Consider the following 25,008-nt stretch of genomic DNA (forward strand, 5'->3'; position numbering starts at 1 on the left):
ATGAAAGCTGGCTGAGCGCCAGCAAAAGGATATGGGCGAACAGCCATGAGTGTCGGCAAACTGGGCGGCAAATCGAATGTCGCCGGAGCCCGCGACCTGCGGGTCAAGGTCAAGAAGGCGGGGAAGCTCAAGCATTCCTCACAGCTCTGGCTCGAGCGCCAGCTCAACGACCCCTATGTCAAGCGGGCCCGCGAACTCGGCCATCGCTCGCGCGCCGCCTTCAAGATCGAGGAGATGGACGACCGCTACAAGTTCCTCAAGACGGGACAGAAGCTGATCGATCTCGGCTGCGCGCCCGGCGGCTGGTGCCAGATCGCAGCCAAGCGCATCGGCCTCGAACAGGGCAAAGGCCGCATCGTCGGCATCGATCTGCTCCATGTCGATCCGATCCCCGGCGTCGATCTGATCGAGATGGACTTCATGGCAGAGGAGGCCCCAGCCCTCCTGACCGAACGGCTTGGCGGGCGCGCCGACGGCGTGATGTCCGACATGGCGGCCAACACAACCGGGCACAAGAAGACCGACCATCTCAAGATCATCGCGCTGGCCGAGGCCGCGCTCGAATTCGCCAACGGCATCCTGGCGCCGGGCGGCTTCTTCCTGGCGAAACTCTTCCAGGGCGGCGACAGCGCCGAATTGCTCAAGCAGCTCAAGCGCGATTTCACATTGGTGCGCAACGTCAAGCCAGCGGCGAGCCGTCCGGATTCCTCGGAGCTTTACGTGCTGGCGACGGGATTTCGGCGCAAGCCTGAACCCAGCGACGCAGCGCCGACCGGCTGAGATGACGGGCCTTCCGTTGCCGGAGACCGGGCAGGCTTTCGCGGCCTGGCGCACGGACACGGCACGCTGGTTGCCGGCAGCGCTCGACATCGCGCGCAGCCATGGCTTGCCTGCGGATAATCCTCATATCTTCGCCACGGGCACCAATCTCGTCCTGGGTCTCGGCCCGGACCTGGTCCTGAAGATCTTTCCCCCGGCCCTCAGGGGCCAGTTTATCTCCGAGCGCGTTACACTGAAGCAATTGCACAGACAGCTCGATATCCCCACGCCCGAGATCATCCTCGAAGGCGAGCGGGATCAGTGGCCTTATCTCGCAATGACCCGCCTCAGCGGCATGCTCGGCTCGGAAATCTGGCCAGTTTTGTCCGAAAGCTGGAAGGAGATCGTTCTCCGCCAGATCGGGGAGACGATCGCTCAGGTGCAGCGCGCGCCGATCGGCGAGCTCGCGCTGATCGAACCCGGCTGGGCCGAGTTCATGTCACGGCAGATCGCGGGCTGCCGGGAGCGCCAGATCCGCTTGGGATTACCGGAAAAATACTGGGACGAGCTCGATGCACTGATAGCCGCTGCCCCGGCCCTGATCCCGATGGACGCAGCACCCGTCATCCTGACCGGCGAATATATCCCCGAGAATTTCCTGCTTGAGCCCGACGGTGATGGCTGGCGGCTCGCCGGCCTCTTCGATTTCGGAGACGTCCTCGCCGGCTGGGGCGAATATGATCTTCTGGGCCCCAGCGCCTTCATGACCGAGGGACGGCCAGGCCGCGTGCGCAACCTGCTGCAGGGTTTCGGCTATTCGCCCGCCAAGATCGATCCGGGCCTGACACGGCGATTATTGACGCTGACCTTCCTGCATCGCGCCAGCGATCCCATGAGCAAGATCGCCATTCCGGGCTGGCACAAAAAGGCGGCGACGCTGGCCGAGCTTGAACGCATGCTGTGGCCGCTCGACGCCATCTAACAGCTAGGCGGCGCGCGGCGTGATCGCAGCCAGCGTCGCCCCGATCGCGCGCTTCGCCTCCATCAGATCGTAGTCGATCTGCAGCCCGAGGAAGAACCCGTCCGACATGCCGAAATAGCGCGCAAGCCGGAGATCGGTGTCGGCCGTCACCGCGCGCTTGCCCAGCACGATCTCGTTGATCCGCCTGGGCGACACGCCAATCGCATGCGCCAGGGCCGTCTGGCTGAGGCCCATTGGTCTGATGAACTCGTCCAGGAGGATGCTCCCGGCATGCGGGTTCGGCAGCAGGTCTTCAGTGGTAATCGACGATTTCGACATCGGCGGGCCCTCCTTCTGTCCAGCGGAAGCAAATCCGCCACTGCTGGTTGATCCGGATAGAATGCTGGCCGGCGCGATTGCCCCGCAGCAGTTCGAGGCGATTGCCGGGCGGCACTCGCAAATCGTCGAGGCGCTTGGCGCGATTGAGCAAACGCAGCTTGACCAGTCCCGTCGCCTGAATGTCCGACGGAAGCCGCCGCGACTGCTCGCCATCCCAGATCCTCGCAGTCTCGCTATCCCGGAAGCTGACGATCATAAGCAACCATAACGCATAACGTTATACGGTCAAAGAAATCTATTCGCGGCGGTCTCACTCCAGCCTCTGGCCCGCGAATTCCGCGCCACTCTCCGGCGCGAGTTGCGGCCGGTCGCAGCTCGTTCAATTCAGGAGCGCATCGAGCCTGGCCGCCGCGGCGCGCAGTTCGCCATCTGCAAACCCTGAAAATCCCAGAACCAGCCCCTGTTGCGGTTGAGACGTCACGAACATCGATGACAGCGCCCGCGCGCCAACGCCTGCCGCCTTCGTGGCCGCGACGATCTCGACATCGCGGCGCACGGATGTGAGCTTCGCCACCAGATGCAGCCCCTGCTCTGGCGCGGTCACATCCAGAACGCCCGCGCGGCAGGCCTGAAGCCCCGCCACCAGCGCATCGCGTGCCGCATGGACCCGCCGGCGGCTGCGGCGCAGATGCGCGGCAAAATGGCCCTCGTTCAGCAGATCCGCCAGCGCGCCTTCGGCTAGGCTCGGCGGATGCCTGTCCGTGCGAGCGCGCAGCTCAAGCACAGCATCGAGCAGCGGCTCCGGCACGACGGCGTAGCCGACCCTCAACCCTGGAAACAGCACTTTTGAGAAGGTGCCGAGATAGGCGACGCGGCCCGAGGCGTCCATGCCCTGCAAGGCGGTGAGCGGCGGCCCAGCATAGCGGAATTCGCTGTCGTAGTCGTCTTCGATGATCCAGGCCTCGTTGCGCCGCGCCCAGTCGATCAGGGCCAGGCGGCGGCGCATCGTCATCGTGATGCCAAGCGGAAACTGATGCGAGGGCGTGACGTAGACGGCCCGCGCCCGTGGGCAGAGCGCCTCCCCGAGAACCGGGTCCAGCCCCTCGGAATCGACGGGTACGCCGACAACATGGCCGCCGGAATTGGCAAGCGCCGCATGAGCCATGGGATAGCAGGGATCCTCGATCCAGACGGCGTCGCCTGGGCGGATAGCGGCACGGATCAGCAGATCGAGCCCCTGCTGGGAGCCCGAGGTCACGATGATCTGCTCGGCATCGCAGCGGACGCCGCGCGCCGAACGGAGATAAGCGGCGATGGCTTGGCGAAGCGCGAGCCCGCCCCGTGGATCGCCATAGTGGAAATGCTCCGGCCCCGGCCGGGCCAGACGCCGCGCCAGGAGGCTCCGGAACACCCGCAGCGTCCGCGCATCCGGCATGGCTACGCCAAGCGCGCAAGGCAGAGGCGGCAAGACCCCAAGATCCGGCCCGAGATCCTTGACGGCCGCCACCGGCAGATGCGGGACCTGCGCCGCGACGAAGGTTCCCGCGCCGACCCTGGCCTCGGCAAAGCCATCGGCCGTCAGCATCTCGAAAGCCGCGACCGCCGACGCGCGAGAGAGACTAAAACGCCGGGCGAGGTCACGCGTCGTCGGCAGCTTGGCTCCTGCCGGCACGACCCCGGCTTCAATCAATCGCCTGATGGCCCCGTAGAGTTCTCTGGTGCGGGGCCCCTCGCCCGGCAACACGGGCATGAGTGTCGACCAGTCCGGCGGATTGGTTGTCATTTTCAATACAAGATTGGTTCTTTTGTGAGCCAATGGCATGCCGCAGATTGCACAGGCACGACAGAAGGATGCAAGTGCGGTGACCGACACTCAGATCGACGAAGCCTTCCCCATCACCGGCCGCAACCGGGTGAAGCGCCTGCATGAACGCGGCAGCTACGACCGGGCCGCCGTCTTCGCGGTCCTTGATGCGGGCCTCCTGTGTCACGTCGCCTATGTGCTCGATGGCCAGCCCTATTGCACCCCGACGATTCACTGGCGCGAGGACGACGTCCTCTACTGGCACGGCTCCTCGGCCAGCCGCATGCTGCGCCATCTGCGCGCGGGAACGCCGGCCTGCCTGACCGTTTCCCATCTCGACGGGCTCGTGCTGGCCCGCTCGGGTTTCAATCATTCCGCCAATTACCGCTCGGCGATGTGCTTCGGCACGGCCCGGATCATCGACGATCCCGAGGAGAAGGCGCGCGCGCTCCTGGGCGTCGTCAACCGCTTCTATCCCGACCGGGCCGAAACACTGCGTCAGACCAGCACACAGGAAGCCAAGGCCACCATGGTCATCGGCATGCGGATCGAGGAGGCCTCCGCAAAAACCCGCGCCAAAGGCGTCGGCGACGATGAGGAGGATTATGATCACCCGGTCTGGGCGGGCGTGATCCCGGTCAGAACGGTTGTCGGCGCCGAAGAGCCCTGCCCGCGCTTACTGCCGGGCCTCTCGCGGCCGGAGAGCCTGTCAGCCTACCGCGAAGGCGCGCGGCTGGACGAGGCGCTCACGCAGACCCAGCGTCTCTATGAGCGCGAGCCCGAGCATTAGCGGATGGCCACAATGTCTTGAGGCATGCGGTCGGCGCGACGCATTGTTCGCCGCCTCGAAACACCCCTGACAGAATGGTGTCAGGAGCCTGCTGCTAGAGCTTTCCCGGGCAAGGGGAAAGTCGATGCATCAGGACAAGGACAAATGGCTCGGCACGCTGCTGATCGTCGCTTCGGCGATCGCCTACAGCTTGTCGGGTTATTTCACTCGCCTGGTCGATCACGATGTCTGGACCATATTGTTCTGGCGCGGAATCTTCGGCGGCGTGTTCTTGGGTGCCTATATCGCATGGCGTCATCGGCCTGATTTGCTGGGTTCTGTCCGTGCGATGGGATGGGCCGGGCTCTGGGTCACAATCCTGTCGGCTACCGCCACGATCTGCTTCATCAACGCTCTGCGGCTGACTCCAGTCGCGGATATCATGACGATCCACGCCGCGATCCCCTTCATGACCGCTATTCTCGCGCTCGTCATTGCCGGCGAGAAGGAGGATTGGACGACATGGGCGGCGAGCATCGCAGCGCTTGCCGGGGTTGCGATCATCGTGAACCCTCAGGCATCGGCAGGGCATCTCGCCGGTTACGCCTTCGCGATGGTGATGGCGCTGTCATACGCCGCAATGATGGTGGTCATCCGCAAGAATCGGCATGTTTCCATGCTGCCGGCGGCCTGCCTGTCCGCCTTCCTCTGCGCGGTCATCGCCTTGCCCTTCGCGAGCCCCGCTCACGTCACGGCAGCGAGCCTGTTCGATTTGCTCCTGTTCGGCACCGTCCAATTCGGCTTGGGCCTGCTGTTTATGACGACCGGCACACGCCTGATCTCGGCGACACGTTCCGCACTGATCGGCAGCATGGAAAACCCGCTCGCACCACTATGGGTTTGGCTGGCCTTCAGCGAGCGGCCGTCCTTGCCCGCCTGGATCGGCGGCAGCATCGTCATGACCGCCGTCATCGTCGATGTTCTCGTCAAATCGAGACGGAAGCGGGATCTCGCTGGAGAGGTCGAACACATGCCTCCCTCGCCACAGCTTTCGCGGTGATCCAGCAGACCGACCTCGAATCGCTCACTCCAGCGGCTTCTGATCCGCGATCGCCTCCGCCGTCGCCCTGCGTGCGCTGAACGGGGCGTGGCCCGAGACCTCGGCACCGGCATCGGGCGCGAGCCGCGCCATCCAGAACATCGACGAGGCCGAAACCAGCCCGACCAGCGCGAAGGCCGGCCAGAAATCGCCTGCTCCCAGCGCCTTGCCGCCATTGAAGGCATTGGCCGTCTCGAGCGCGAAGGCGCCGATGGTGACGCCGACGCTCAATGACAATTGCTGGGCGACACTGGAGAAGCTGGTCGCGCTCGACATCTCGCGATTGGAGACATCGGCATAGCTCAGTGCGTTGATGCCGGTGAATTGCAGCGAACGGAAGCAGCCGCCGATCAGCAGGACCGAGAGCATCAGCCAATGCGGCGTCAGCGGCGTGAACAGGCCCGAAGCCGCCAGGAAGGCCGCCCCGAACAGCGCATTGACCGTCAGCACGTTGCGGAAGCCGAAGCGCGCCAGGATCGTCCTGGCGAGCGTCTTCATGATCAGCGCGCCAGCGGCCGAGGCGAAGGTGATCAGCCCCGATTGCAAGGCGTCGAGACCGAAGCCGAGCTGCAGCATCAGCGGCAGCAGGAAGGGAATCGCGCCGATGCCGGTGCGGAAGATAGAGCCGCCGACCACGCCGATGCGGAAGGTCGGAATCCGCAGCAGCGACAGGTTGAGCACGGGATAGGCGGCCTTGCGCGCATGGAACCAGTAGGCGGTCAGCGCCGCGACGCCGGCTGCAACGCAGGCATAGGAGACCGCCTCCGGCACCAGATGGCGCCCGCCCGTGGCCAAGCCCAGCATCAGGCTGGCGAAGCCGAAGGACGACAGAATGAAACCACGAATGTCGAGCGGCGCGACATCCTCCTCGCGTATATCCTCGAAGAACAGGCTCGCCAGCACGATGCCGACGAGACCGATCGGAATGTTGATGAAGAAGATCCAGCGCCAGTCGAAATAGGTGGTGATGAAGCCGCCCAGTGGCGGGCCGACGACGGGGCCGACCAGCGCCGGCACGGTGAGATAGGCAAGCGCGCTGACGAGCTCCGATTTCTCGACGCTGCGCAGGATCACCAGTCGGCCAACCGGCACCATCATCGCCCCGCCCATACCCTGGATGAAGCGCGCCCCGACGAAGGCCCCGAGCGAATTCGACAGGGCGCACAGCATCGACCCGACCATGAAGACGCCGAGCGCCGCCCGGAAGACCGTGCGCGCACCATAGCGGTCCGCCATCCAGCCCGAGATCGGGATGAAGACGGCGAGGCTGACGAGATAGGAGGTCAGTGCCAGTTTCAGTGCGATCGGATCCTCGCCCAGCGATTGCGCGATCACCGGCAGCGAGGTCGCGATCACCGTGGAGTCGGTGTTCTCCATGAACAGCGCGCAAGCGACGATCAGGGGCAGGAGCTTGGCACGCTGCATCAAGACGGAAGACTCTCGACAGGAGGCCGGACGATTTGGGGGAACCATATGGAGCAGAACGCAACGGAAACATAGCTCCCGCGGAACCGGATTGGTGGGAAGCCGAATTGCTTTCAGGTCATAGCGGAGCGCTCGGCCACGGCTGCGGCAGAGCCTCCACTGACGGCGACGCATCGCAGCCTTGCGTCGCCATCCGGGCATTTTTCAACAACAGCCCTAGCGGCGGCGTCACACGCATGATAACGGGCCTCGTCAACCCGATCACGGCTCCCCCGCCAGATCTTGAAAACAGGCCGCTCGAACCGGCCCTGGAGTTGACGATGGCATTCCCGACTGACGGCCTCATTCGCGACGGTTTGACCTTCGACGACGTGCTGCTTGAACCCGGCCCGTCCGAGGTCATGCCGGCCGATGTCGATATCTCGACCAAGCTTACCAAGACGATCTCGCTGAACCTGCCGATCATCGCCTCGGCCATGGACACGGTGACAGAGGCTAGGATGGCGATCGCTATGGCGCAGGCAGGCGGCCTCGGCGTCATCCATCGCAATCTGGAGGCCGATCAGCAGGCCGCCCAGGTCCGCCTCGTCAAGAAGTTCGAATCGGGGATGATCGCCAATCCGATCACCATCTATCCCGACGAAACGCTCGCCGACGCGCTTGGATTGATGAAGCAGAACGGCATCTCCGGCATTCCGGTGGTCGAGCGCGGGCCGCAGGGTCATAAGGGCAAGCTCGTCGGCATCCTGACCAACCGCGATGTCCGCTTCGCCGCCAATCCGGAGCAGCCCGTCGCCGAATTGATGACCAAGGATCGGCTGATCACGGTGCGCGAGGGCGTCGATCAGGACGAGGCGCGCCGCCTCCTCCACCAGTTCCGTATCGAGAAGCTCCTGGTCGTCGACGATCATTATCGCTGCATCGGCCTGATCACCGTCAAGGACATGGAGAAGCAGGTCGCCCACCCCAACGCCGCCAAGGATTCGCGTGGCCGCCTCCTGGTCGCGGCCGCGACAACGACCGGCGATCTCGGCTTCGAACGCTCGGAGCTGCTGATCGACGCGGGCGTCGACATCATCGTCGTCGACACCGCCCATGGCCATTCCGCCAAGGTGCTGCAGGCGGTGACACGGGTGAAGAAGCTCTCCAACGCCGTCCAGATCATCGCCGGCAATGTCGCCACTGCGGGCGGCGCCCAGGCGCTGATCGACGCCGGCGCGGATGCGATCAAGGTCGGCATCGGCCCGGGCTCGATCTGCACCACCCGTATCGTCGCCGGCGTCGGCGTGCCCCAGCTCACTGCCGTGATGGACGCAGCCTCCGCCGCGCAGAAGCTGGGCATCCCGGTCATCGCCGATGGCGGAATCAAATACTCAGGCGATCTCGCCAAGGCATTGGCGGCAGGGGCTTCTTGCGCCATGGTCGGCTCGCTGCTGGCGGGCACGGACGAGACGCCGGGCGAAGCCTTCCTTTATCAGGGCCGCTCCTACAAATCCTATCGCGGCATGGGCTCGGTCGGCGCGATGGCGCGCGGCTCGGCCGACCGCTACTTCCAGCAGGACATCAAGGACGCGCTCAAGCTTGTGCCCGAGGGCATTGAGGGCCAGGTCGCCTATAAGGGCCCGGTCTCCAGCGTCCTGCACCAGCTCGCCGGAGGCTTACGCGCCGCCATGGGCTATGTCGGCGGCAAGGATCTCGCCGATTACCAGGCGAAGGCCCGCTTCATCCGCATCACCAGCGCGGGCCTGCGCGAGAGCCATGTCCACGACGTCACGATCGTGCGCGAGAGCCCGAACTATCCGACCCGTTCTTGAGCGCAAGAGCAGGATGCGAAAAAGTGGGAACCGGTTTTTCGCATTAAATCCTGCTCTCACTCTTTGATGAGAGACGGATTCAGATTTCAGATGGGATCACTTCGTGAACCCATCTGAAATCATCCGGCTCTCGAGCAGGATGCGAAAAAGTGGGAACCGGTTTTTCGCATTAGATCCTGCTCCCCACCCTTAGTTGAAAGACGGATTCAGATTTCAGCTGGGATCACTCGGTGATCCCAGCTGAAATCATCCGGCCCCAGCACAGCCTGTGCGTGGTCTCATGAAAGCCGGGAACGGGAGCGCGCGATGACGTTGAAGCTGGTCTACCCCACATTGGCGATGATCCTGTGGATCTTCGTGGTGCTCGTCATCGTCTTCCTGCGCCGCCAAGCCGCTTTCAAGGGTAAGCAGGTGCGCCTGGCCGATATCGCCATCTCCACCGAGGGCTATCCCGAGCCCGCCCGGCTGGCGGCGGCGAATTTCTCGAACCAGTTCGAGACGCCGGTCATCTTCTTCGCGCTGATCATGCTGGCAATGGAGGTCGGCGCGAGCGGCTATGCGATGGCGGGGCTGGCCTGGGCCTTCGTCGCCACCCGCGTTGTCCACACATTGATCCATATCGGTTCGAACGCGATGAAGCCGCGCGCCGGCGTGTTCGCGCTCGGCGTGCTGATCCTGTTCCTGATGTGGATCGGGGTGGTCCTCGCGGTCGTCTGAGACGACGCACGCCAGAGGCGATTCGCGAGCCTGATATATCCTGTCTGGACGCCTGTCACATCCTCGCTACATGCCGCGATAAACCGTGTTTACAGCTTGCGCCCCTGACCCAGCGTCGGCATGCTAAATGCTTGCGGCGGTAACGGTTTGGGGACAACCGTTTGGTGGGGTTCAGAGGCTCGTCCTCCCTCTGGCGCAAGGCTTGACATGGCAGTTCTGACTTTTAGGCGCGTGGCTCTTTTGGCCGTTGTCGGCGCCGTCGGCGCAGGCGCGGGTTTTCATTATGCCGGCAAGCCGGTGCCATGGCCTCTCGACAAGATACCTTACGGCAAGGTCATACCACCTCTGACGGAAGCCGCGCAGCCCGTGCAACGCGCAGCAGCCCCGCAACGCCTGCCGGTAACGATCGTCACCGCCAAGGCCGAGCGGATGCCGATGCCCGTACGGCTCGACGCCATCGGCACGGTGCAGACACTGTCGGCCGTCACTGTGCGCTCCCGCGTCGAAAGCCAGATCATGGAGGTCGGCTTCAAGGACGGCGATTACGTCAAGAAGGGTGACTTGCTCTTCCGGCTCGATTCCCGCCAGCTCGAAACGCAGCTCAGGCAGGCCGAGGCGAATGTCGTACGCGACAAGGCCTCGCTGGTCTCGGCCGAGGCCGATCTGCGCCGCGCTGAGGAACTCGCCAAGCGCGACTTCGCCACCGACCAGCGGCTCGAGACGGCGCGCGCCGCGGCCGCGACCTTGCGGGCCTCGATCCTCGGCGGCGAAGCGGCCGTCGACGGGCTGAAGGTCCAGCTCAGCTACTACACCATCGTCTCGCCGGTTTCGGGGCGCATCGGCGTCGCCGCACTGAAGGAGGGCAACATTGCCAAGGTCGGCGATACCTCCGGCGCCTTGGCGACGATCAACCAGATCGACCCGATCTATGCCAGCTTCGCCCTGCCCCAGCGCTATCTGCCGGCGATCCGCACCGCGATGAACGCCGACACGGCCACGGTGCTGGCTACGCAGCAAGGCGTCGCCAAGGGCGTCGAGGGCAAGATCGCAGTGGTCGACAACACGGTCGACGCCACCACCGGAACGATCCAGCTGCGCGCCATCTTCGACAATGCGGCCGAGGCCCTCTGGCCGGGCGCGCTCTGCCAGATCCGCGTCACCTTGCGCGTCGAGCCCGATGCGCTGACCGTGCCGCGCGAGGCCGTCCAGAACGGCCAGAACGGCCCCTACGTCTTCGTCATCGAAGACAACATCGCCAAAGCGCGCACGGTCGTGCTCGACCGCACCGTGGACGGGCGCGTCGTGCTCGCCTCGGGCCTGCAGGGCGGCGAAGCTATCGTCGTCGACGGCGCACTGCTGCTGACCGATGGCGCCCGCACGATCGAGCGCAATCGCGGCGGCCAGCAGGTGCCGAGCAACCAGACCTCTCAGCGCGGGAGTGCCGGCTGATGAACCTGCCCGAGGCCTGCATTCGTCGTCCTGTGATGACGACGTTGATCATGGCGACCTTCCTGATCTTCGGCTTCTTCGCCTTCAAGCAATTGCCGGTCGCGGCGCTGCCGCGCGTCGATTTCCCGACCATCAATGTCAGCGCCCGCATGCCGGGCGCATCGCCTGAGACGATGGCCTCCTCGATTGCGGCTCCGCTCGAACGCGAATTCGCCTCGATCTCCGGCATCACCTCGATGTCCTCGGTCTCGCAGCAGGGCTCGACCTCGATCACGCTGCAATTCGACCTCAACCGCAACATCGATGGTGCCGCGCTCGACGTGCAGGCGGCGCTGAGCGCGACCGCCCGACGGCTGCCGCCAGAGCTGCCGACGCCGCCAAGCTTCCGCAAGGTCAACCCGGCCGATACGCCGATCCTGTTCATGGTGCTGACCTCGGCCACCAAGCCGCTCTACGAGGTCCATGAGTTCGGCGAGAACGTGCTGCAGCAGCAGATTTCGCAGCTCAACGGCGTCGCCCAGGTCAACATCTTCGGCGCGCAGAAATACGCCGTGCGCGTCAAGATCAATCCCGATGCGGTCTCCTCGCGCGGCCTTGCGCTCTCGGATGTGCGCACCGCCATCGCCGCCGCCAACTCCAATTCGCCCGTCGGAACGCTGAACGGCGAGAACCAGCGCCTGACGCTGGGCGCGACCGGCCAGATGGAGCGCGCCGGCGAATACGGCAATCTGATCGTAGCCCAGAAGAACGGCGTGCCGATCCGGCTCGAGGATCTCGCGACCGTGTATGACTCGGTCGAGAACGACCAGACCGCGAGCTGGTACAATGGCCAGCGCTCGATCCTGCTCGCCGTCTATCGCCAGTCCGACGCCAATACCGTCGATGTCGTCGACAGCATCAAGGCCCGGATCGAGAGCTATCGGTCACAGTTGCCTGCCGCGATCGAGCTGTACGCGCTGAACGACCGCTCGATCCCGATCCGCGAAGCGGTCGAGGATGTCGAGTTCTCGCTCGTCGTCGCGATCGCGCTCGTGATCATGGTGATCTTCTTGTTCCTGAAGAGCCTGGCGGCGACCGTGATCCCGACGCTGGCGCTGCCGATCTCGCTCATCGGCACCTTCGCGATCATGTATGCGCTCGGCTATTCGCTCGACAACATCTCGCTGCTGGCGCTGACGCTGGCGGTCGGCTTCGTCGTCGACGACGCCATCGTCATGCTGGAGAACATCATCCGGCATATCGAGATGGGCAAGAAGCCGTTCCAGGCGGCACTCGACGGCTCGCGCGAGATCGGCTTCACCATCCTGTCCATCACCATCTCGCTGGTGGCGGTGTTCATCCCGGTCTTCTTCATGGGTGGTGTCGTCGGCAAGGTCTTCGCCGAGTTCGCCGGCACGATCGCCGCCTCGATCATCGTCTCGGGCTTCGTCTCGCTGACATTGACGCCAATGCTATGCGCCCGCTTCCTCAAGGCGCATGACCATCACAAGAAGCCCAACATCGTCGAGCGGGTCTTCGAGGCCGGCTTCCAGGCGATGCTCGACGCCTATCGCTGGACACTGGATTGGGTCCTCAAGGCCCGCGTCCTGATGCTGATCTTCACGCTCGGCACCGTCTGGGTCTCGGCGACGCTCTACACCTCGATCCCAAAGGGCTTCTTCCCGACCGAGGATACCGGCCTGTTGCGCGCCTCGACCGAAGGACCGCCCGACACCTCCTTCGAGGCCATGGCGGAGCGCCAGCAACGGGTCTCGGCCATCGTCAAGGCCGATCCCGCAGTCGATTATCTGAACGCCAATATCGGCGGCTTCAACGCCACCAGCAACGGCTTCATGTTCATCTCGCTGAAGCCGAAAGAGGAGCGCGACAAGGCCGAGGTGGTCATTGCCAGGCTCAGACGCGCGACCGCCGAGGTGCCCGGCATCACCGCCGTGTTCCAGCAGGTCCAGAACATCAACCTGAATGCCGGGCGCTCCTCGCGTGCGCAGTACCTCTATTCGCTGCAGGGGCCGGACCTGAATCAGCTCTTCACCTATGCCCCGCTGATGCAGCAGCGCCTGTCGCAGATCCCGCAATTGCGCGACGCCAATATCGACCTGCAACTACGCAATCCGCAGCTCTCTATCGATATCGACCGCGAGCGCGCCGCCAGCCTCGGCATCACCAGCGACCAGATCCGGCAGGCGCTGGGCAACGCCTTCGGCTCGCGCCAGATCGCGACGATCTTCACTCCGGCGACCGACTATCAGGTCATCATGGAGGCCGACCGCATCTACCAGCAGGATCCAGGCGTGCTCTCGCGCCTGCAACTCAAGGCCGCAAACGGTCTCAATGTGCCGCTGGAATCGGTCGCGACGATCAAGCCGAGCGTCGGGCCGCTGGCGGTCAACCGCATCTCGCAGCAGCCGGCGGTGACGATCTCGTTCAACACCGCGCCGGGCATCTCTCTCGGCGACGCGGTCAACGCCATCCGGGCGGCAGAGCGCGACGTCAACCTGCCCACCACCATCGTCACCAGCTTCGCAGGCTCCGCACAGCTCTTCCAGGATGCGCTGAAGGGCCAGGGGCTGCTGATCTTCGCCGCGATCCTGGTGATCTACATCATCCTCGGGATTCTCTACGAGAGCTTCATCCACCCGATCACGATCCTGTCCGGCCTGCCCTCGGCCGGCCTGGGCGCCCTGCTCGCGCTTGAATATTTCGGCATGGACCTGTCCGTGATCGCGATCATCGGCATCCTGATGCTCGTCGGCATCGTCAAGAAGAACGCGATCATGATGGTCGATTTCGCGATCGAGCGGCGCAAGATGGGCGATGACGCGCTTAGCGCCATCCGCGAGGCGGCGCTGGTGCGCTTCCGGCCGATCATGATGACGAGCTTTGCGGCGATCTTCGGCGTGCTGCCGATCGCGCTCGGCCATGGCGCCGGTGCCGAATTGCGCCAGCCCCTCGGCATCGCCGTCGTCGGCGGCCTGATGGTCTCGCAATTGCTGACCCTCTACATCACCCCGGTCGTCTATTTTTATCTCGACAAGGTCGACAGCTGGCTCTCGGGTCGCGACCGGCGGGAGAGCCAGCAGGACATGCTCGTGCCTGGCGTCCCCGTGGCGGTACCTCAGGCCGTCCACAAGCCGGAGCTCTGAGGCAAAGGGGCGATATTCGCCCCTGTTTGCCTGCCTCATGATCCAAAGGGCGCGCTGCGTTAAGCATCGCGCCCTTTTTCCGTGTGCTGCGCCGCAGCGGCGTTGAAGCTTAACAAAAAGTAAACTACACCCATTCGGCGGCGGACGAGTAAACAAGCGTAGGGTGGAGTCGACGCGATGTTACGTGTCCGTGAAGTCCCGGCGGGAGGTTTTTCCCGCAGTGAAAGTCTTGTCGCCGCAAGCACCGCAACGCCATCTGCGTCACGGGGCCACCGTGCGACCAGGCTCATCGCGATGACAGGGCTGGGCTTGGCGCTGGGCGCGGGCGGCGCGATCTTCACCATCTCTCTCGTCCAGGCCGAAGACGATGCGGGCGTCCGCACTTTTCTGCTGCAGGAAGGCGCCAATCGCCGCAGCGCGCAGCACGCAGCCTCAGCCCCCGCCGCGCCGACCGCCTACGCGCCCTCTCGCAGCCGCTGGGAATTGCCGCTCTGGCGCACGCAGGCCGATGGGCGCATCGCCCACCCCACGGTCAGCCTCAACCCGTTCCGACCGCATGACGCGCCCGCCGACGTGGCGCAACGCCAGCACGCCAAGACACTGCAGACCAAGACTCAGCAGGCCAGAACACAGCAAGCGGTCCGGCTCGATACGGTCTCCGGCGCAGCCGATGTCGCCCGCACCATCTGCGTGCGCCTGTGCGACGGCTTTCACGCGCCGATCGGCTATCTGCGCAACCAGTCCGACATGAAGGCGCATGAGGCGCTCTGCCAGGCGATGAATCCGGGCATCCCCGTCAAGGTCTTCCGGGTCGCCGCTGGTGCTGCGACCATCGAGGAAGCCCAGGCCGCCGACGGCAAGCGCTACTCCGCCCTGCCCGTAGCCCATGGCCATGAGACCTCAGCCGATCCCGCTTGCCGGCCTGCGATCGTCCAGGCCGGAGAGCGTCGGGTCTCGCTCTTGCGCGATTTCACCCTGCGTCCCGGCGACAGCGTCGTGCTTGACGGCAAGGTCCGCACCTTCATGGGTGGCTCGCGCTGGCCTTACAGCACCAGCGACTTCCGCGATTTCCGCAAGGCCTCCGAGCTCAGCAAGGGCCAGCGCCAGCAGATCGACGAGCGCGTCGGCATTTCACGCATGGAGGCGCAGGCGCGCGGCCTGCGCCGGCAGATGCTCCTGCGCGAGGCCAGTCTGCATGACGACAGCATCGTCAGCGATGCGGTCCCGCTGCGCGGCACGCTTGATCCCGCCGCGCGTGGGCAGGCCCGCATCATTCCGATCGCGACATCCTCGACGCAGCCCTGATCCTGGCCTCCCCGCTGAAAAAAGGCAGGTTGGGCAACCGTCCAGTCTTTAGAATTCGCCTAAAGTGATGCCAGATTAGAACGCCTTCAAGTCTCTGATCTTGCTCCATTTTCTGTTGACGCAACGCCAGCCTGCCACTACGCCTCCCGGCCTCAAGCCCCAGAAGCGGGCCTTTAATCGAGAGGGAGCGCCCCATGATCCACTCCACCCATCTGTCCGCCCTGGCGCTGGCCACCGGCTTGCTGGCGACACCGGTCATGGCGCAGAACGTCAACCTCTACACCACGCGCGAGCCCGGCCTGCTCAACCCGGTGCTCGCCGCCTTCACCCAGGACACCGGCATCAAGGTCAACGCCGTGTTCCTGAAGGACGGCTTGCAGGAGCGCATCAAGGCGGAGGGTGCCAACAGCCCTGCCGATGTGATGCTGGTGGTCGATGTCGGCGAGATCAACGCGGCCGTGGACGCCGGCATCACCCAGCCGGTCAAGTCGGCTGCCGTCGACAAGATCGTGCCGGTGCAATTGCGCGGTCCCGACGACAGCTGGATCACCCTGACCAAGCGCGCCCGCATCGTCATCGTCTCGAAGGACCGGGTGCAGCAGGACGCGATCACCTATGAGGATCTCGCCGACCCGAAATGGAAGGGCAAGTTCTGCATCCGCGCCGGCCAGCACCCCTATAACAACGCCTTCTTCGCCGCTTACCTCGCCCGCAACGGCGCCGAGAAGACGGAAGGCTATCTCAAGGCGTTGAAGGCCAACACCGCCCGCAAGCCCGGTGGCGGCGACCGCGACGTCGCCCGCGATATCCTCTCTGGCCAGTGCGACATCGCCTTGATCAACACCTATTACATCGGCCTGATGAGCCAGGCTAAGAACGAGCAGAAGGGCTGGTACGACGCGATCAAGCCGCTGAAGACGACCTTCGCCGACGGCGGTACCCATGTGAACGTCTCAGCCGCCGCGATCGCCAAGAATGCGCCCAACAAGGACAATGCGGTCAAGCTGATCGAATACATGCTCACCCCGAAGGCGCAGGAGCTTTATGGCGACGGCAACTTCGAATTCCCGGTCAATGCCGAGGTCAAGGAGAGCGCCGCCGTCAAGCTGCTCGGCGCGATCACGCCCGACAAGACGCCGCTGACCGACATCGCCAGGAACCGCAAGGCCGCGGCCGATCTCGTCGACAAGGTCGGCTTCGACAATTGAGCCTGGGCGCCCCCACCAGATCGCTGCGACGGCCGTCATTCCCATGGCGGCCGTCGACGCGTTTTGCCTGGGCGTCGCTGCTCGGCGCGGGGCTCGTCGCCACGCCTCTCATCGCGCTGGCGCTGACCGCGCTCTCGCCGGCGGCCGCGCAGATCTGGCCGCATCTCGCCACCAACGTCATTCCCCGGGCACTCGGCGACACCTTGCGGCTGCTGCTCGGCGTCGGTGCGCTCTGCGCGGTGATCGGCGTCGCAACCGCCTGGCTCGTCACGCAATATGAGTTTCCGGGTCGGCGCGCCTTCGAATGGCTGCTGGTCCTGCCGCTGGCGATGCCGACCTACATCACCGCCTATATCTACGTGGAATTCCTGGGCTTCCAGGGGCCGTTCCAGACGGTTCTGCGGGCCCTCACCGGCTGGCGCTCGCTGCGCGATTACTGGTTTCCCGACCCCCGCAATCTCGTCGGCGCGATCGTCATCATGGCGCTCGTGCTCTACCCTTACGTCTATCTCAGCGTGCGGGCGCTCTTCGGCCTGCAGGGCGCGGCGATGGTCGAGGCGGCGCGCACTTTAGGCGCCTCGCGACGGCGCCTGTTCTGGCGCATCGGCCTGCCGATGGCGCGCCCGGCTCTGGCCGCCGGCCTGACGCTCGCCTTGCTGGAAACCCTGAACGATGTCGGCGCCACCGAGTATCTCGGCGTGCGCTCGTTGACGCTGTCGATCTACACGACCTGGGTCAATCGGGGCTCGCTGCCCGGCGCAGCCCAGATCGCCTGCGTCATGCTGGTGATGGTGGTCGGGCTGATCCTTATCGAGAAACGCCTGCGCGGCCAGCGCCGCTTCGCGCTCTCGGTGCGCCAGCCGCGCCCCGTCGGGCGCATCAGGCTCACCGGGCGCGCGGCCCTCGGTGCCGCGCTCATCTGCGCCCTGCCCGTCCTGTTCGGCGCGCTCCTGCCAATCGGCTTCCTGCTCCGCGAGGTGCTGTCGCACGGTCTGCTGGAGCAGGTCGACGCCGCCTTGCTGCGAAACTTCGCCAATGCACTGCTGCTCGCGAGCCTCGCCTCAGGCCTCGTCGTCGCGCTCGGGCTGGCCATCGCGGCGGCCAGCCGGCTTGGGCGCGAGGCCTGGCTCCCGGCTCTGGCGCGCACGGCCTCGCTCGGCTACGCCGTGCCCGGCACGGTGCTGGCGCTGGGCCTGCTGGTGCCGCTCGCGGCACTGGACAACAGGCTGGCCGACGCCGCGCAGACCTGGTTGGGCGTTAATCCGGGCCTCCTTCTGATCGGCTCCGGCGCCGCGCTTGTCATCGCCTATACCGTGCGCTTCCTCTCTATCGCGATTGCCGGTATCGAAAGCGGACTCGCACGGGTATCGCCGCGCATCGACGACGCCGCCAGGCTGCTCGGCGCCGGAGCGCCCGAATTGCTGCGGCGGGTACATTGGCCGTTGATGCGCCCGGCGATCACGGCTGCGGCCTTGCTCGTCTTCGTCGATTGCCTGAAGGAGCTGCCGGCGACGCTGCTGCTGCGGCCGCTTAATCTCGACACCCTGGCAACGATCGTCTACGGCCATGCCTCGCGCGGCAGCTTCGAGGACGGTGCGCTCGCCAGCCTGCTGATCGTGCTGGCCGGCCTCTATCCCGCCATCATCCTGGCGCGGGCGGGCGGCAAGTCTGTCTGAAACACGACAAGGCAGGTTCTCGACAAGGCCGGTCACCCCGACGAGGTCCATCATCTCGACAAGGTCTTGGCATCGTCATAAACCGGACACCGGCCGAAAACCGGCTTCAGGCCGGATTCTCGCCACGCAAAGGCTCATGACAAGACGCGCCTCCATTCTCGCCTACGGCCTCGTCATCGCCGTCGTACTGCTCGGATTGCAATCCTGGAGCATCGCGGTTGGGCGGGTCGAACAGCGTGTGATCGCGGCCATCGAGCTGCGCACAGGGCTCGAGGTCACTGGGCTCGAACGCGCCGAGATCGCGCTTCTGCCCTTGCCGCGCATCAGCCTGTCCAAGGTCACCTTCCGGCAGCGCGACGACCTCCTGGCGGGCTCCGCCCTGCGGATCAAGGCCCGCGCGCGCATTCTGCCTCTGCTCATCGGGCAGTTCAGGTTCGACCGCATCGAATTGGTCGTGCCGCAGATCGATGTCGCGGTAGCAGGCACGGATGACGGGCTCGGCGACTGGCTCACTCCGCCCCTGGCCTATCTCGAGAGGCTGAAAGTCCAGAGCCGCATCATCATCACTGCCGGCTCGGTCTTCATGCGGGCGCAGGGCGTGATCCGCACCATCCTGCGCGACGTCAACCTTGTCCTCCAGGACCGCGACGCCGGCGAGCCGCTGAGCCTGTCGGGTTCGTTGACCTGGCGCGGCGTGCCAACGCAGGTCAGCTTGCTCTGGCCGATGGCCGGCGCGAATGCGCGGCTGGCGCTGACGGCGGCCTCACCCGTGATGAACCTGCAATTCGAGGGCACTCGCAGCGGCCTGAACGACCCCGTCGTCAACGGCCGGCTCTCGCTTGTGACCAAGACCTTGCCCGAACTGCTCGGCTGGTTCGGCGAAACACCGCGTCTGGCCTCCGCGATCGGCCCGCTGCAGCTGACCGCCGACGCGCAGATCAAGCCGCATGAGGCCTCGCTGAGCAACGCCGTCGTCAACCTCGAAGGCGAGCGGCTCGAAGGGGCGATCAAGCTCGGCGACGTCGGCGGGCGGCTGGCCCTGTCCGGCACGCTGGCTGGTGCGACGCTCGATCTCGGCCGGCTCTACGGTCGCCTCGGCGTGCTGCCCGTCACTGCGCCGGAGAACGAAAGCGCCCCGCTCGATTTCGACGCCTGGACCGCCCATGACATCGACCTGCGCATCTCCGTCGATGCAGCCAGGGTCAATGGCGCGCGGCTCGATGATGTCGCGACTTATCTCCTGATCAAAAAAGGGCGTTTCGAGGCTGGGCTGCTGCGCGCCGGTGCTTATGGTGGCAGCGTGAAGGGTCGGTTCCTGGCGCTGGCGGCGCCGGGCGGCGTCGACGTCAAGCTCCAGGGCGGCTTCGACAAGGTCAATCTCGGCAAGGCTGCCGGCGATGTGCCGGATCTGGCGAAGCTCGGCGGCACCGGTACGCTGCAAATCGCGCTGGATGGTCTCGGCGCGTCCTCTGAAGAGGTCGTCGCCTCACTCAGCGGCAAGGTCGGCCTGAGCCTGCGCCAGGGCGAACTCGGCGGCGTCGCCTTCGGCGAGCTGCTGCGCCGGATGGAGCGCAATCCGAGCCTCGTGGCGCGCGACTGGCGGCAAGGCAAGACCCCGTTCGACACAGCGGCCGTCAATCTCAGCATCGCCAATGGCGTCGCGATGGTGACCGATGCGCAGATGATCGGACCCGGTTACCAATTGACGCTGGCCGGCCAGGTCTCCCTGCCTGAGCGCGCCTATGAAATGGGCCTCCTGCTCACGCCCAGCAATGGCCCGCTCCGCCTACCCTTCACCTTCAAGGGTCCGCTCGACAACCCGACGCTGGAGCTCGACACCGAGGCGCTGTCGCGCGGAGCCACGGCTTTTCCGACGCAGCTGCTGCGCTGAACAGGGTCTGGCCAGCAAGGTCTGGCACGCCGCTTTTTACGGCTTTCATTGCGGGGCGAATTCCGCTCTCATGCCTTCCAAGGCCGCCGGACGGTCGTTCAAGGGGAGGAAATCGGCATGAAGTACTGGATTGCAGGCGCGGTCGGCGTCGTGGGATTGATGATGACGGGCATGATCACGACGGGCACAGCCCAGGCGCAGGAGCTGATCGTCGAGAAGAAGATCTTCGAACTGCCGAGCTACACCACGCAGGGCGGCCGAACCCTCAAGAACGTCAAGGTCGGCTGGGAGAGCTACGGCACGCTCAACGCCGACAAGTCGAATGCGATCCTGATCTGCCATTTCTTTTCGGCCAACTCGCATGCCGCCGGAAAATACGCCGCCGCGGACGCTGCTCCCGGCTACTGGGACGCCATTGTCGGGCCTGGCAAGGCGATCGACACAAACAAATATTTCGTCCTCTCCTCCGATACGCTGGTCAATCTCAACACGGGCGACCCCAAGACCACGACAACCGGCCCCGCCTCGATCGATCCCGACACCGGCAAGCCCTATGCGCTCGACTTCCCGGTCGTAACAATCGGCGATTTCGTCAATGTCCAGAAGGCTTTGATCGAAAGTCTCGGCATCAGGAAGCTGGCCCTGGTCGCCGGCCCCTCGATGGGCGCGCTGCAGACCTATGAATGGGCGGCGAGCTATCCCGAGATGGTCGCCAAGGCGATGCCGGTGATCGGCGCGGCCGAGGCCGACGCGCAGCTCATCGCCTGGCTCGACGTCTGGGCCGCCCCCATCCTGGTCGACCAGAACTGGAACAAGGGTGATTACTACGGCAAGACCCCGCCCAATGCCGGCCTCGCCAAGGCGCTGGCCGTGGTCACGCTCCAGGCCAATCACGGCGACTGGACCAACGGCACCTTCGGCCGCCGTCCTGCCAAGGAGGGCGACGCTCCGGCCAAGGCGCTCGCCAACAAGTTCCAGGTCCAGAGCATTTTGGACAGTGCCGGCGAGGCCCGCGCAAAAGTCTCGGACGCCAACCATTTCCTCTATCTCGTCAAGGCCAACCAACTCTACGCCGCCGGCGGCATCTCGCTCGCGGACGCGGCCAGCAAGATCAAGGCGCCCATCCTGCTGATCAGCCAGCCCAAGGACCTCGTCTTCACCGCGGACGCGATCGAGCGCACCGCCGAGACGCTCAAGAAGGGCGGCGTCAACGTTACCCAGGCCTTCATCCAGGGCACGCGCGGCCATCTCGACGGCGTTATCTCGATGAAGCAAGCCGAAGGCGCAATCCGGGCGTTTCTGGAGAAATAGCTCTCGTCCCTTGTCGGCCAATCGCGCCTCGTCCCTTCTCCCGCCCATCTCGGGCTTGCCCGAGATGGGCAACCCAAAGTGTCAAAGTCGGCAACAGCCGACTTTGATGCGGGAGAAGGGAAGAGGGCGCCGCTTTCTGAAGCATGCGGGAGCGGGGTTCCCCAGCCCGGCCAGAGCCACAGGTGCGCCCCTATCGGCCGGAACGGCTGTCTTGCTCCCGACGCCAGGCGATCAGGGACAATAATAGCGGCCCTACGGTTAGGGCGATGATGGCGCCGGCTGCCGTCCATCCCAGCGCGCCTCCGCCGATCAGTTCGTCGCTCACGAACGCCGCGGCGAACACTCCCGCGAGCGCGAGCAAGACCTTGGCAACCCAACCGCCTCTGGTCATCGAGAGCTCCGTCCAGTTTCCGTTCTCTGAAATTCGTACGTCTTCGGCCTGGTTCGGCTCCTTCGCAGCCGACCGACGGTCCTCGATAGCTGGTAGCGATTTAAGGAATGTCCGCAATGAGGAGCAAGCGGGTCTAAACGCCCTGCACCCTCAGCCGCTTTAAGCCGGGCTTAAGGTTGTGGCTCTTACGAGGGGAGTTGCGGCCAAAGCATAACCATGCTTTGGATTTGATAAAATAAGACTAGATCTGATCAATTTCTTGATCGGCATCTTGTCGATGCGATGCGAAGGCAAGTTATGAATAGTCAGCATATCCAAGGTATGGTGCAAAATCTGAAAGAAGGTCGTCTATCGCGACGCTCCTTCATCCAGAAGATGGCGGCGTTTGGCATCGGCGCCCCGATCGCGAGCCAGATTCTCGCCTGGAACAATGTCGCGATGGCCAACGCCACGCTCGAATACAAGCCGACCAAGGCCGGCGGCGGCGGGCCGCTGAAGCTCCTGCTCTGGCAGGCGCCGACGCTGCTGAACCCGCATTTCGCCTCCGGCACCAAGGATCAGATCGCCTCCCGCATCTTCTATGAGCCGCTGGCCGGCTGGGACAAGGAAGGCAACCTCATCCCGCAGCTCGCCGCTGCGGTTCCGAGCAAGGAGAATGGCGGCCTCTCGGAAGACGGCACGAGCGTCACCTGGAAGCTGAAGCCGGGCGTGAAGTGGCATGACGGCAAGCCGCTCACCGCCGACGACGTCGTCTTCACCTGGGAGTATGCCGCCGATCCGGCGACGGCCGCCTACACCACCGGCGCCTACAAGGACATCAAGGTCGAGAAGGTCGACGATCTCACCGTCAAGGTGATCTTCAGCAAGCCGACGCCGTTCTGGGCCGACCCCTTCGTCGGCGTCGCCGGCATGATCATCCCGAAGCATCATTTCGCCGAGTACAAGGGTGCCAAATCGCGCGAGGCCCCGGCCAATCTGAAGCCCGTCGGCACCGGACCCTACAAATTCGCCGACTTCAAGCCGGGCGATATCCTCGCCGGCACGCGCAACGAGGACTATCACGTCAAGAACCAGCCGCATTTCGACACGCTCGAAGTGAAGGGCGGCGGTGACGCGGTCTCGGCGGCACGCGCCGTGCTGCAGACCGGCGAATACGACTATGCCTGGGATACGCTGGTCGAAGACGAAGTGCTCAAGCGCCTGGAGACCGGCGGCCGCGGCAAGATCAGCGCCGCGCCCGCGGGCGACGTCGAGTTCATCACCCTGAACACGACCGATCCGTGGACCGAGGTCGATGGCGAGCGCTCCAGCGTCAAGACCAAGCACCCGACGCTGTCCGATCCGGCCGTTCGCCAGGCGATCAACCTGCTGATCGACCGCGACTCCATCCAGAAGTTCATCTATGGCCGCGGCGGCGTCGCCACGGCGAGCTTCGTCAACGAGCCCAAGCAGTTCAAGTCGAGCAAGCTGAAATACGAGTTCAGCATCGAGAAGGCCAACAAGGTTCTTGACGAGGCGGGCTGGAAGAAGGGCGCCGACGGCGTCCGCGAGAAGGATGGCAAGAAGCTCAAATTCGTCTTCCAGACCTCGATCAACGCCCCGCGCCAGAAGGTCCAGGCCATCGTCAAGCAGGCCTGCCAGCGCGCCGGCATCGAGCTGGAGCTGAAGTCGGTCACGGCCTCGGTGTTCTTCTCCTCCGACGTCGCCAACCCCGACACCTACACCAAGCTCTATGTCGACATGGAGATGTACACCACGACGCAGCCGCAGCCCGATCCCGAGCGCTTCCTCAACCAGTTCACCTCCTGGGAGATCGCCAACAAGGAGAACAAATGGCTGGGCCGCAACGTCTCGCGCTACTCCGACCCGGCGGCTGACGAGGCCTACAAGGCCGCCCAGAAGGAGCTCGATCCGGCCAAGCGCGCCGGCCTGCTGATCAAGGTCAACGAGATCTTCTGCGAGGCCAACGTCATCCTCCCGGTCCTTTCAAGGACCAAGGTCGTGGCGGCGGCGCAAAGCCTTTCGCACGACCATAGCGGCTGGGACGTCGATACCTGGAACCTCGCGGCCTGGTATCGCAGCTAAGCGTCAGCGAGCCTCGCGGAGACACCGTCTCCGCGAGGGGCTGCTTCGCAATAAGAAAGCCCGGCGGATTAGATCCGCCGGGCTTTTCATATCTGGCAGGCGCCGGGACAGAGTGAACCGCCCTACCCCGCGGTGATCACCGCCTTCACCCCATCGATTACGAATTGCACCGCGAGCGCCGCCAGGATTACGCCGAGCAGGCGCGTCAGCACGACATTGCCGGTGACGCCGAGCAGCCGGGCCATCGGCACTGCCAGCAGGAAGACGACAAGGCAAGACAGGATCACCAGGCCGCAGATCACGGCGAGCGAAGCCAGCATCAGCGGGTTGCCTTCAGCCCTGCCTGCCAGCAGCATCATCGCCGTCAGCGCGCCCGGCCCTGCCATCAGCGGGATCGCCAGAGGGAAGGCCGCGACATTGCGGATATGGTCCTGCGTGATCGCGATCTCGGCGGTCTGCGCCTTGCGCTCGTTGCGGCGCTCGAACACCATCTCGAACGAAATCCAGAACAGCAACAACCCGCCAGCGATGCGGAAGGCCGGCAGCGAGACGCCGAGCGCCTTCAGCACGATGTCCCCCGCCACGCCGAAGAAGGCCATGATGCCGAACGCGATGATGCAGGCGCGAACCGCGACCTGCCTGCGCTCATCGCCCGTCATGCCGCGCGTCAGTGACAGGAAGATCGGCGCGAGCCCCGGCGGGTCGAGCGTGACGAGCAAGGTCACCAGCGCGGAGGTGAGGAAATCGAGGTTCATCGCGGGCAGTAAGCCATGCCGCAGGCGCGACCGCCAGCGCGAAGGTGGAACGGGTTGGACAGGGCTCCGAAAGGTCGCTTCCGCCGCCAATCAAGGCAGCATTGTGG

The 25,008-nt window shown here is 64.9% G+C and carries 20 protein-coding genes; 14 read left to right on the forward strand and 6 right to left on the reverse strand.

Going from position 1 to position 25,008, the window contains the following annotated elements; all coding sequences use genetic code 11:
- Positions 1 to 45 precede the first annotated feature (45 nt).
- Positions 46 to 780, forward strand: coding sequence for an RlmE family RNA methyltransferase (locus tag BMZ97_RS28705; RefSeq protein ID WP_092177913.1), 735 nt, complete (start codon positions 46 to 48; stop codon positions 778 to 780).
- Between the two features lies 1 nt (position 781).
- Positions 782 to 1,741, forward strand: a complete 960-nt coding sequence (locus BMZ97_RS28710; RefSeq protein WP_092177915.1) for an aminoglycoside phosphotransferase family protein — start codon at positions 782 to 784, stop codon at positions 1,739 to 1,741.
- Positions 1,742 to 1,744: 3 nt separating this feature from the next.
- Here the strand turns inward: BMZ97_RS28710 and BMZ97_RS28715 are convergent, their stop codons facing one another.
- The 3 genes from BMZ97_RS28715 to BMZ97_RS28725 all read right to left on the reverse strand — a co-directional run bounded on the left by BMZ97_RS28715 (position 1,745) and on the right by BMZ97_RS28725 (position 3,809).
- Positions 1,745 to 2,059 carry a HigA family addiction module antitoxin gene (locus BMZ97_RS28715; RefSeq protein ID WP_092177917.1) on the reverse strand — a complete coding sequence of 105 codons (315 nt, stop codon included), beginning with the start codon at positions 2,057 to 2,059 and terminating at the stop codon, positions 1,745 to 1,747.
- Entirely contained in the window at positions 2,034 to 2,315 is a 282-nt protein-coding gene (locus BMZ97_RS28720; RefSeq protein WP_092177919.1) for a type II toxin-antitoxin system RelE/ParE family toxin, read from the reverse strand. The genes BMZ97_RS28715 and BMZ97_RS28720 overlap by 26 nt, the downstream gene beginning before the upstream one ends.
- Positions 2,316 to 2,438: 123 nt before the next feature.
- The gene (locus BMZ97_RS28725; protein WP_244546654.1) at positions 2,439 to 3,809 is read right to left on the reverse strand and encodes a MocR-like pyridoxine biosynthesis transcription factor PdxR; all 1,371 of its coding nucleotides are present in this window, start codon (positions 3,807 to 3,809) and stop codon (positions 2,439 to 2,441) included.
- A 112-nt stretch (positions 3,810 to 3,921) separates the two neighbouring features.
- Between BMZ97_RS28725 and BMZ97_RS28730 the strand changes: the two genes are divergently transcribed.
- Together BMZ97_RS28730 and BMZ97_RS28735 are read left to right on the forward strand one after the other, a co-directional pair.
- Positions 3,922 to 4,653, forward strand: coding sequence for a pyridoxamine 5'-phosphate oxidase family protein (locus tag BMZ97_RS28730; protein ID WP_244546655.1), 732 nt, complete (start codon positions 3,922 to 3,924; stop codon positions 4,651 to 4,653).
- Positions 4,654 to 4,777: 124 nt separating this feature from the next.
- Positions 4,778 to 5,692: a DMT family transporter gene (locus BMZ97_RS28735; RefSeq protein WP_092177925.1), complete on the forward strand. Its 915-nt coding sequence runs from the start codon at positions 4,778 to 4,780 to the stop codon at positions 5,690 to 5,692.
- Positions 5,693 to 5,716: 24 nt separating this feature from the next.
- Here BMZ97_RS28735 and BMZ97_RS28740 read toward each other — a convergent pair whose 3' ends face one another.
- Positions 5,717 to 7,156 carry an MFS transporter gene (locus tag BMZ97_RS28740; protein WP_092177927.1) on the reverse strand — a complete coding sequence of 480 codons (1,440 nt, stop codon included), beginning with the start codon at positions 7,154 to 7,156 and terminating at the stop codon, positions 5,717 to 5,719.
- 320 nt (positions 7,157 to 7,476) lie between these two features.
- Between BMZ97_RS28740 and guaB the strand changes: the two genes are divergently transcribed.
- From guaB to BMZ97_RS28785, 9 genes are all read left to right on the forward strand, one after another.
- Complete coding sequence (gene guaB / locus BMZ97_RS28745; RefSeq protein WP_092177929.1) at positions 7,477 to 8,970, forward strand: IMP dehydrogenase; 1,494 nt, start codon at positions 7,477 to 7,479, stop codon at positions 8,968 to 8,970.
- Between the two features lie 306 nt (positions 8,971 to 9,276).
- The gene (locus BMZ97_RS28750; RefSeq protein ID WP_092177931.1) at positions 9,277 to 9,687 is read left to right on the forward strand and encodes an MAPEG family protein; all 411 of its coding nucleotides are present in this window, start codon (positions 9,277 to 9,279) and stop codon (positions 9,685 to 9,687) included.
- A gap of 231 nt (positions 9,688 to 9,918) precedes the next feature.
- Entirely contained in the window at positions 9,919 to 11,136 is a 1,218-nt protein-coding gene (locus tag BMZ97_RS28755; RefSeq protein WP_175525787.1) for an efflux RND transporter periplasmic adaptor subunit, read from the forward strand.
- Positions 11,136 to 14,279, forward strand: a complete 3,144-nt coding sequence (locus BMZ97_RS28760; protein WP_092177935.1) for an efflux RND transporter permease subunit — start codon at positions 11,136 to 11,138, stop codon at positions 14,277 to 14,279. The genes BMZ97_RS28755 and BMZ97_RS28760 overlap by 1 nt, the downstream gene beginning before the upstream one ends.
- A 294-nt stretch (positions 14,280 to 14,573) precedes the next feature.
- On the forward strand, positions 14,574 to 15,584 hold the full coding sequence (locus BMZ97_RS28765; protein WP_175525788.1) for a DUF2865 domain-containing protein: 1,011 nt from the start codon (positions 14,574 to 14,576) through the stop codon (positions 15,582 to 15,584).
- A 194-nt stretch (positions 15,585 to 15,778) separates the two neighbouring features.
- Positions 15,779 to 16,792: an extracellular solute-binding protein gene (locus BMZ97_RS28770; protein WP_092177939.1), complete on the forward strand. Its 1,014-nt coding sequence runs from the start codon at positions 15,779 to 15,781 to the stop codon at positions 16,790 to 16,792.
- A complete protein-coding gene (locus BMZ97_RS28775; protein ID WP_092177941.1) occupies positions 16,789 to 18,468 on the forward strand; it encodes an ABC transporter permease in 1,680 nt (559 codons plus the stop codon). The genes BMZ97_RS28770 and BMZ97_RS28775 overlap by 4 nt, the downstream gene beginning before the upstream one ends.
- Before the next feature lie 136 nt (positions 18,469 to 18,604).
- Positions 18,605 to 20,359 (forward strand): AsmA family protein, encoded by a 1,755-nt coding sequence (locus BMZ97_RS28780; protein WP_092177943.1) that lies wholly within the window; start codon positions 18,605 to 18,607, stop codon positions 20,357 to 20,359.
- 117 nt (positions 20,360 to 20,476) lie between these two features.
- Entirely contained in the window at positions 20,477 to 21,670 is a 1,194-nt protein-coding gene (locus BMZ97_RS28785) for an E22 family MetX-like putative esterase (RefSeq protein WP_092177945.1), read from the forward strand.
- 190 nt (positions 21,671 to 21,860) lie between these two features.
- Here BMZ97_RS28785 and BMZ97_RS28790 read toward each other — a convergent pair whose 3' ends face one another.
- Complete coding sequence (locus BMZ97_RS28790) at positions 21,861 to 22,061, reverse strand: hypothetical protein (RefSeq protein ID WP_092177947.1); 201 nt, start codon at positions 22,059 to 22,061, stop codon at positions 21,861 to 21,863.
- A gap of 297 nt (positions 22,062 to 22,358) precedes the next feature.
- Between BMZ97_RS28790 and BMZ97_RS28795 the strand changes: the two genes are divergently transcribed.
- Positions 22,359 to 24,146 carry a peptide ABC transporter substrate-binding protein gene (locus BMZ97_RS28795; protein WP_092177949.1) on the forward strand — a complete coding sequence of 596 codons (1,788 nt, stop codon included), beginning with the start codon at positions 22,359 to 22,361 and terminating at the stop codon, positions 24,144 to 24,146.
- A 122-nt stretch (positions 24,147 to 24,268) separates the two neighbouring features.
- On the opposite strand, the gene BMZ97_RS28800 is transcribed toward BMZ97_RS28795, so the two are convergent.
- The gene (locus tag BMZ97_RS28800; protein ID WP_069691952.1) at positions 24,269 to 24,901 is read right to left on the reverse strand and encodes a MarC family protein; all 633 of its coding nucleotides are present in this window, start codon (positions 24,899 to 24,901) and stop codon (positions 24,269 to 24,271) included.
- Positions 24,902 to 25,008: the final 107 nt, after the last annotated feature.

It is taken from the genome of Allobosea sp. OK403 (assembly GCF_900113835.1).
Classification (GTDB): domain Bacteria; phylum Pseudomonadota; class Alphaproteobacteria; order Rhizobiales; family Beijerinckiaceae; genus Allobosea.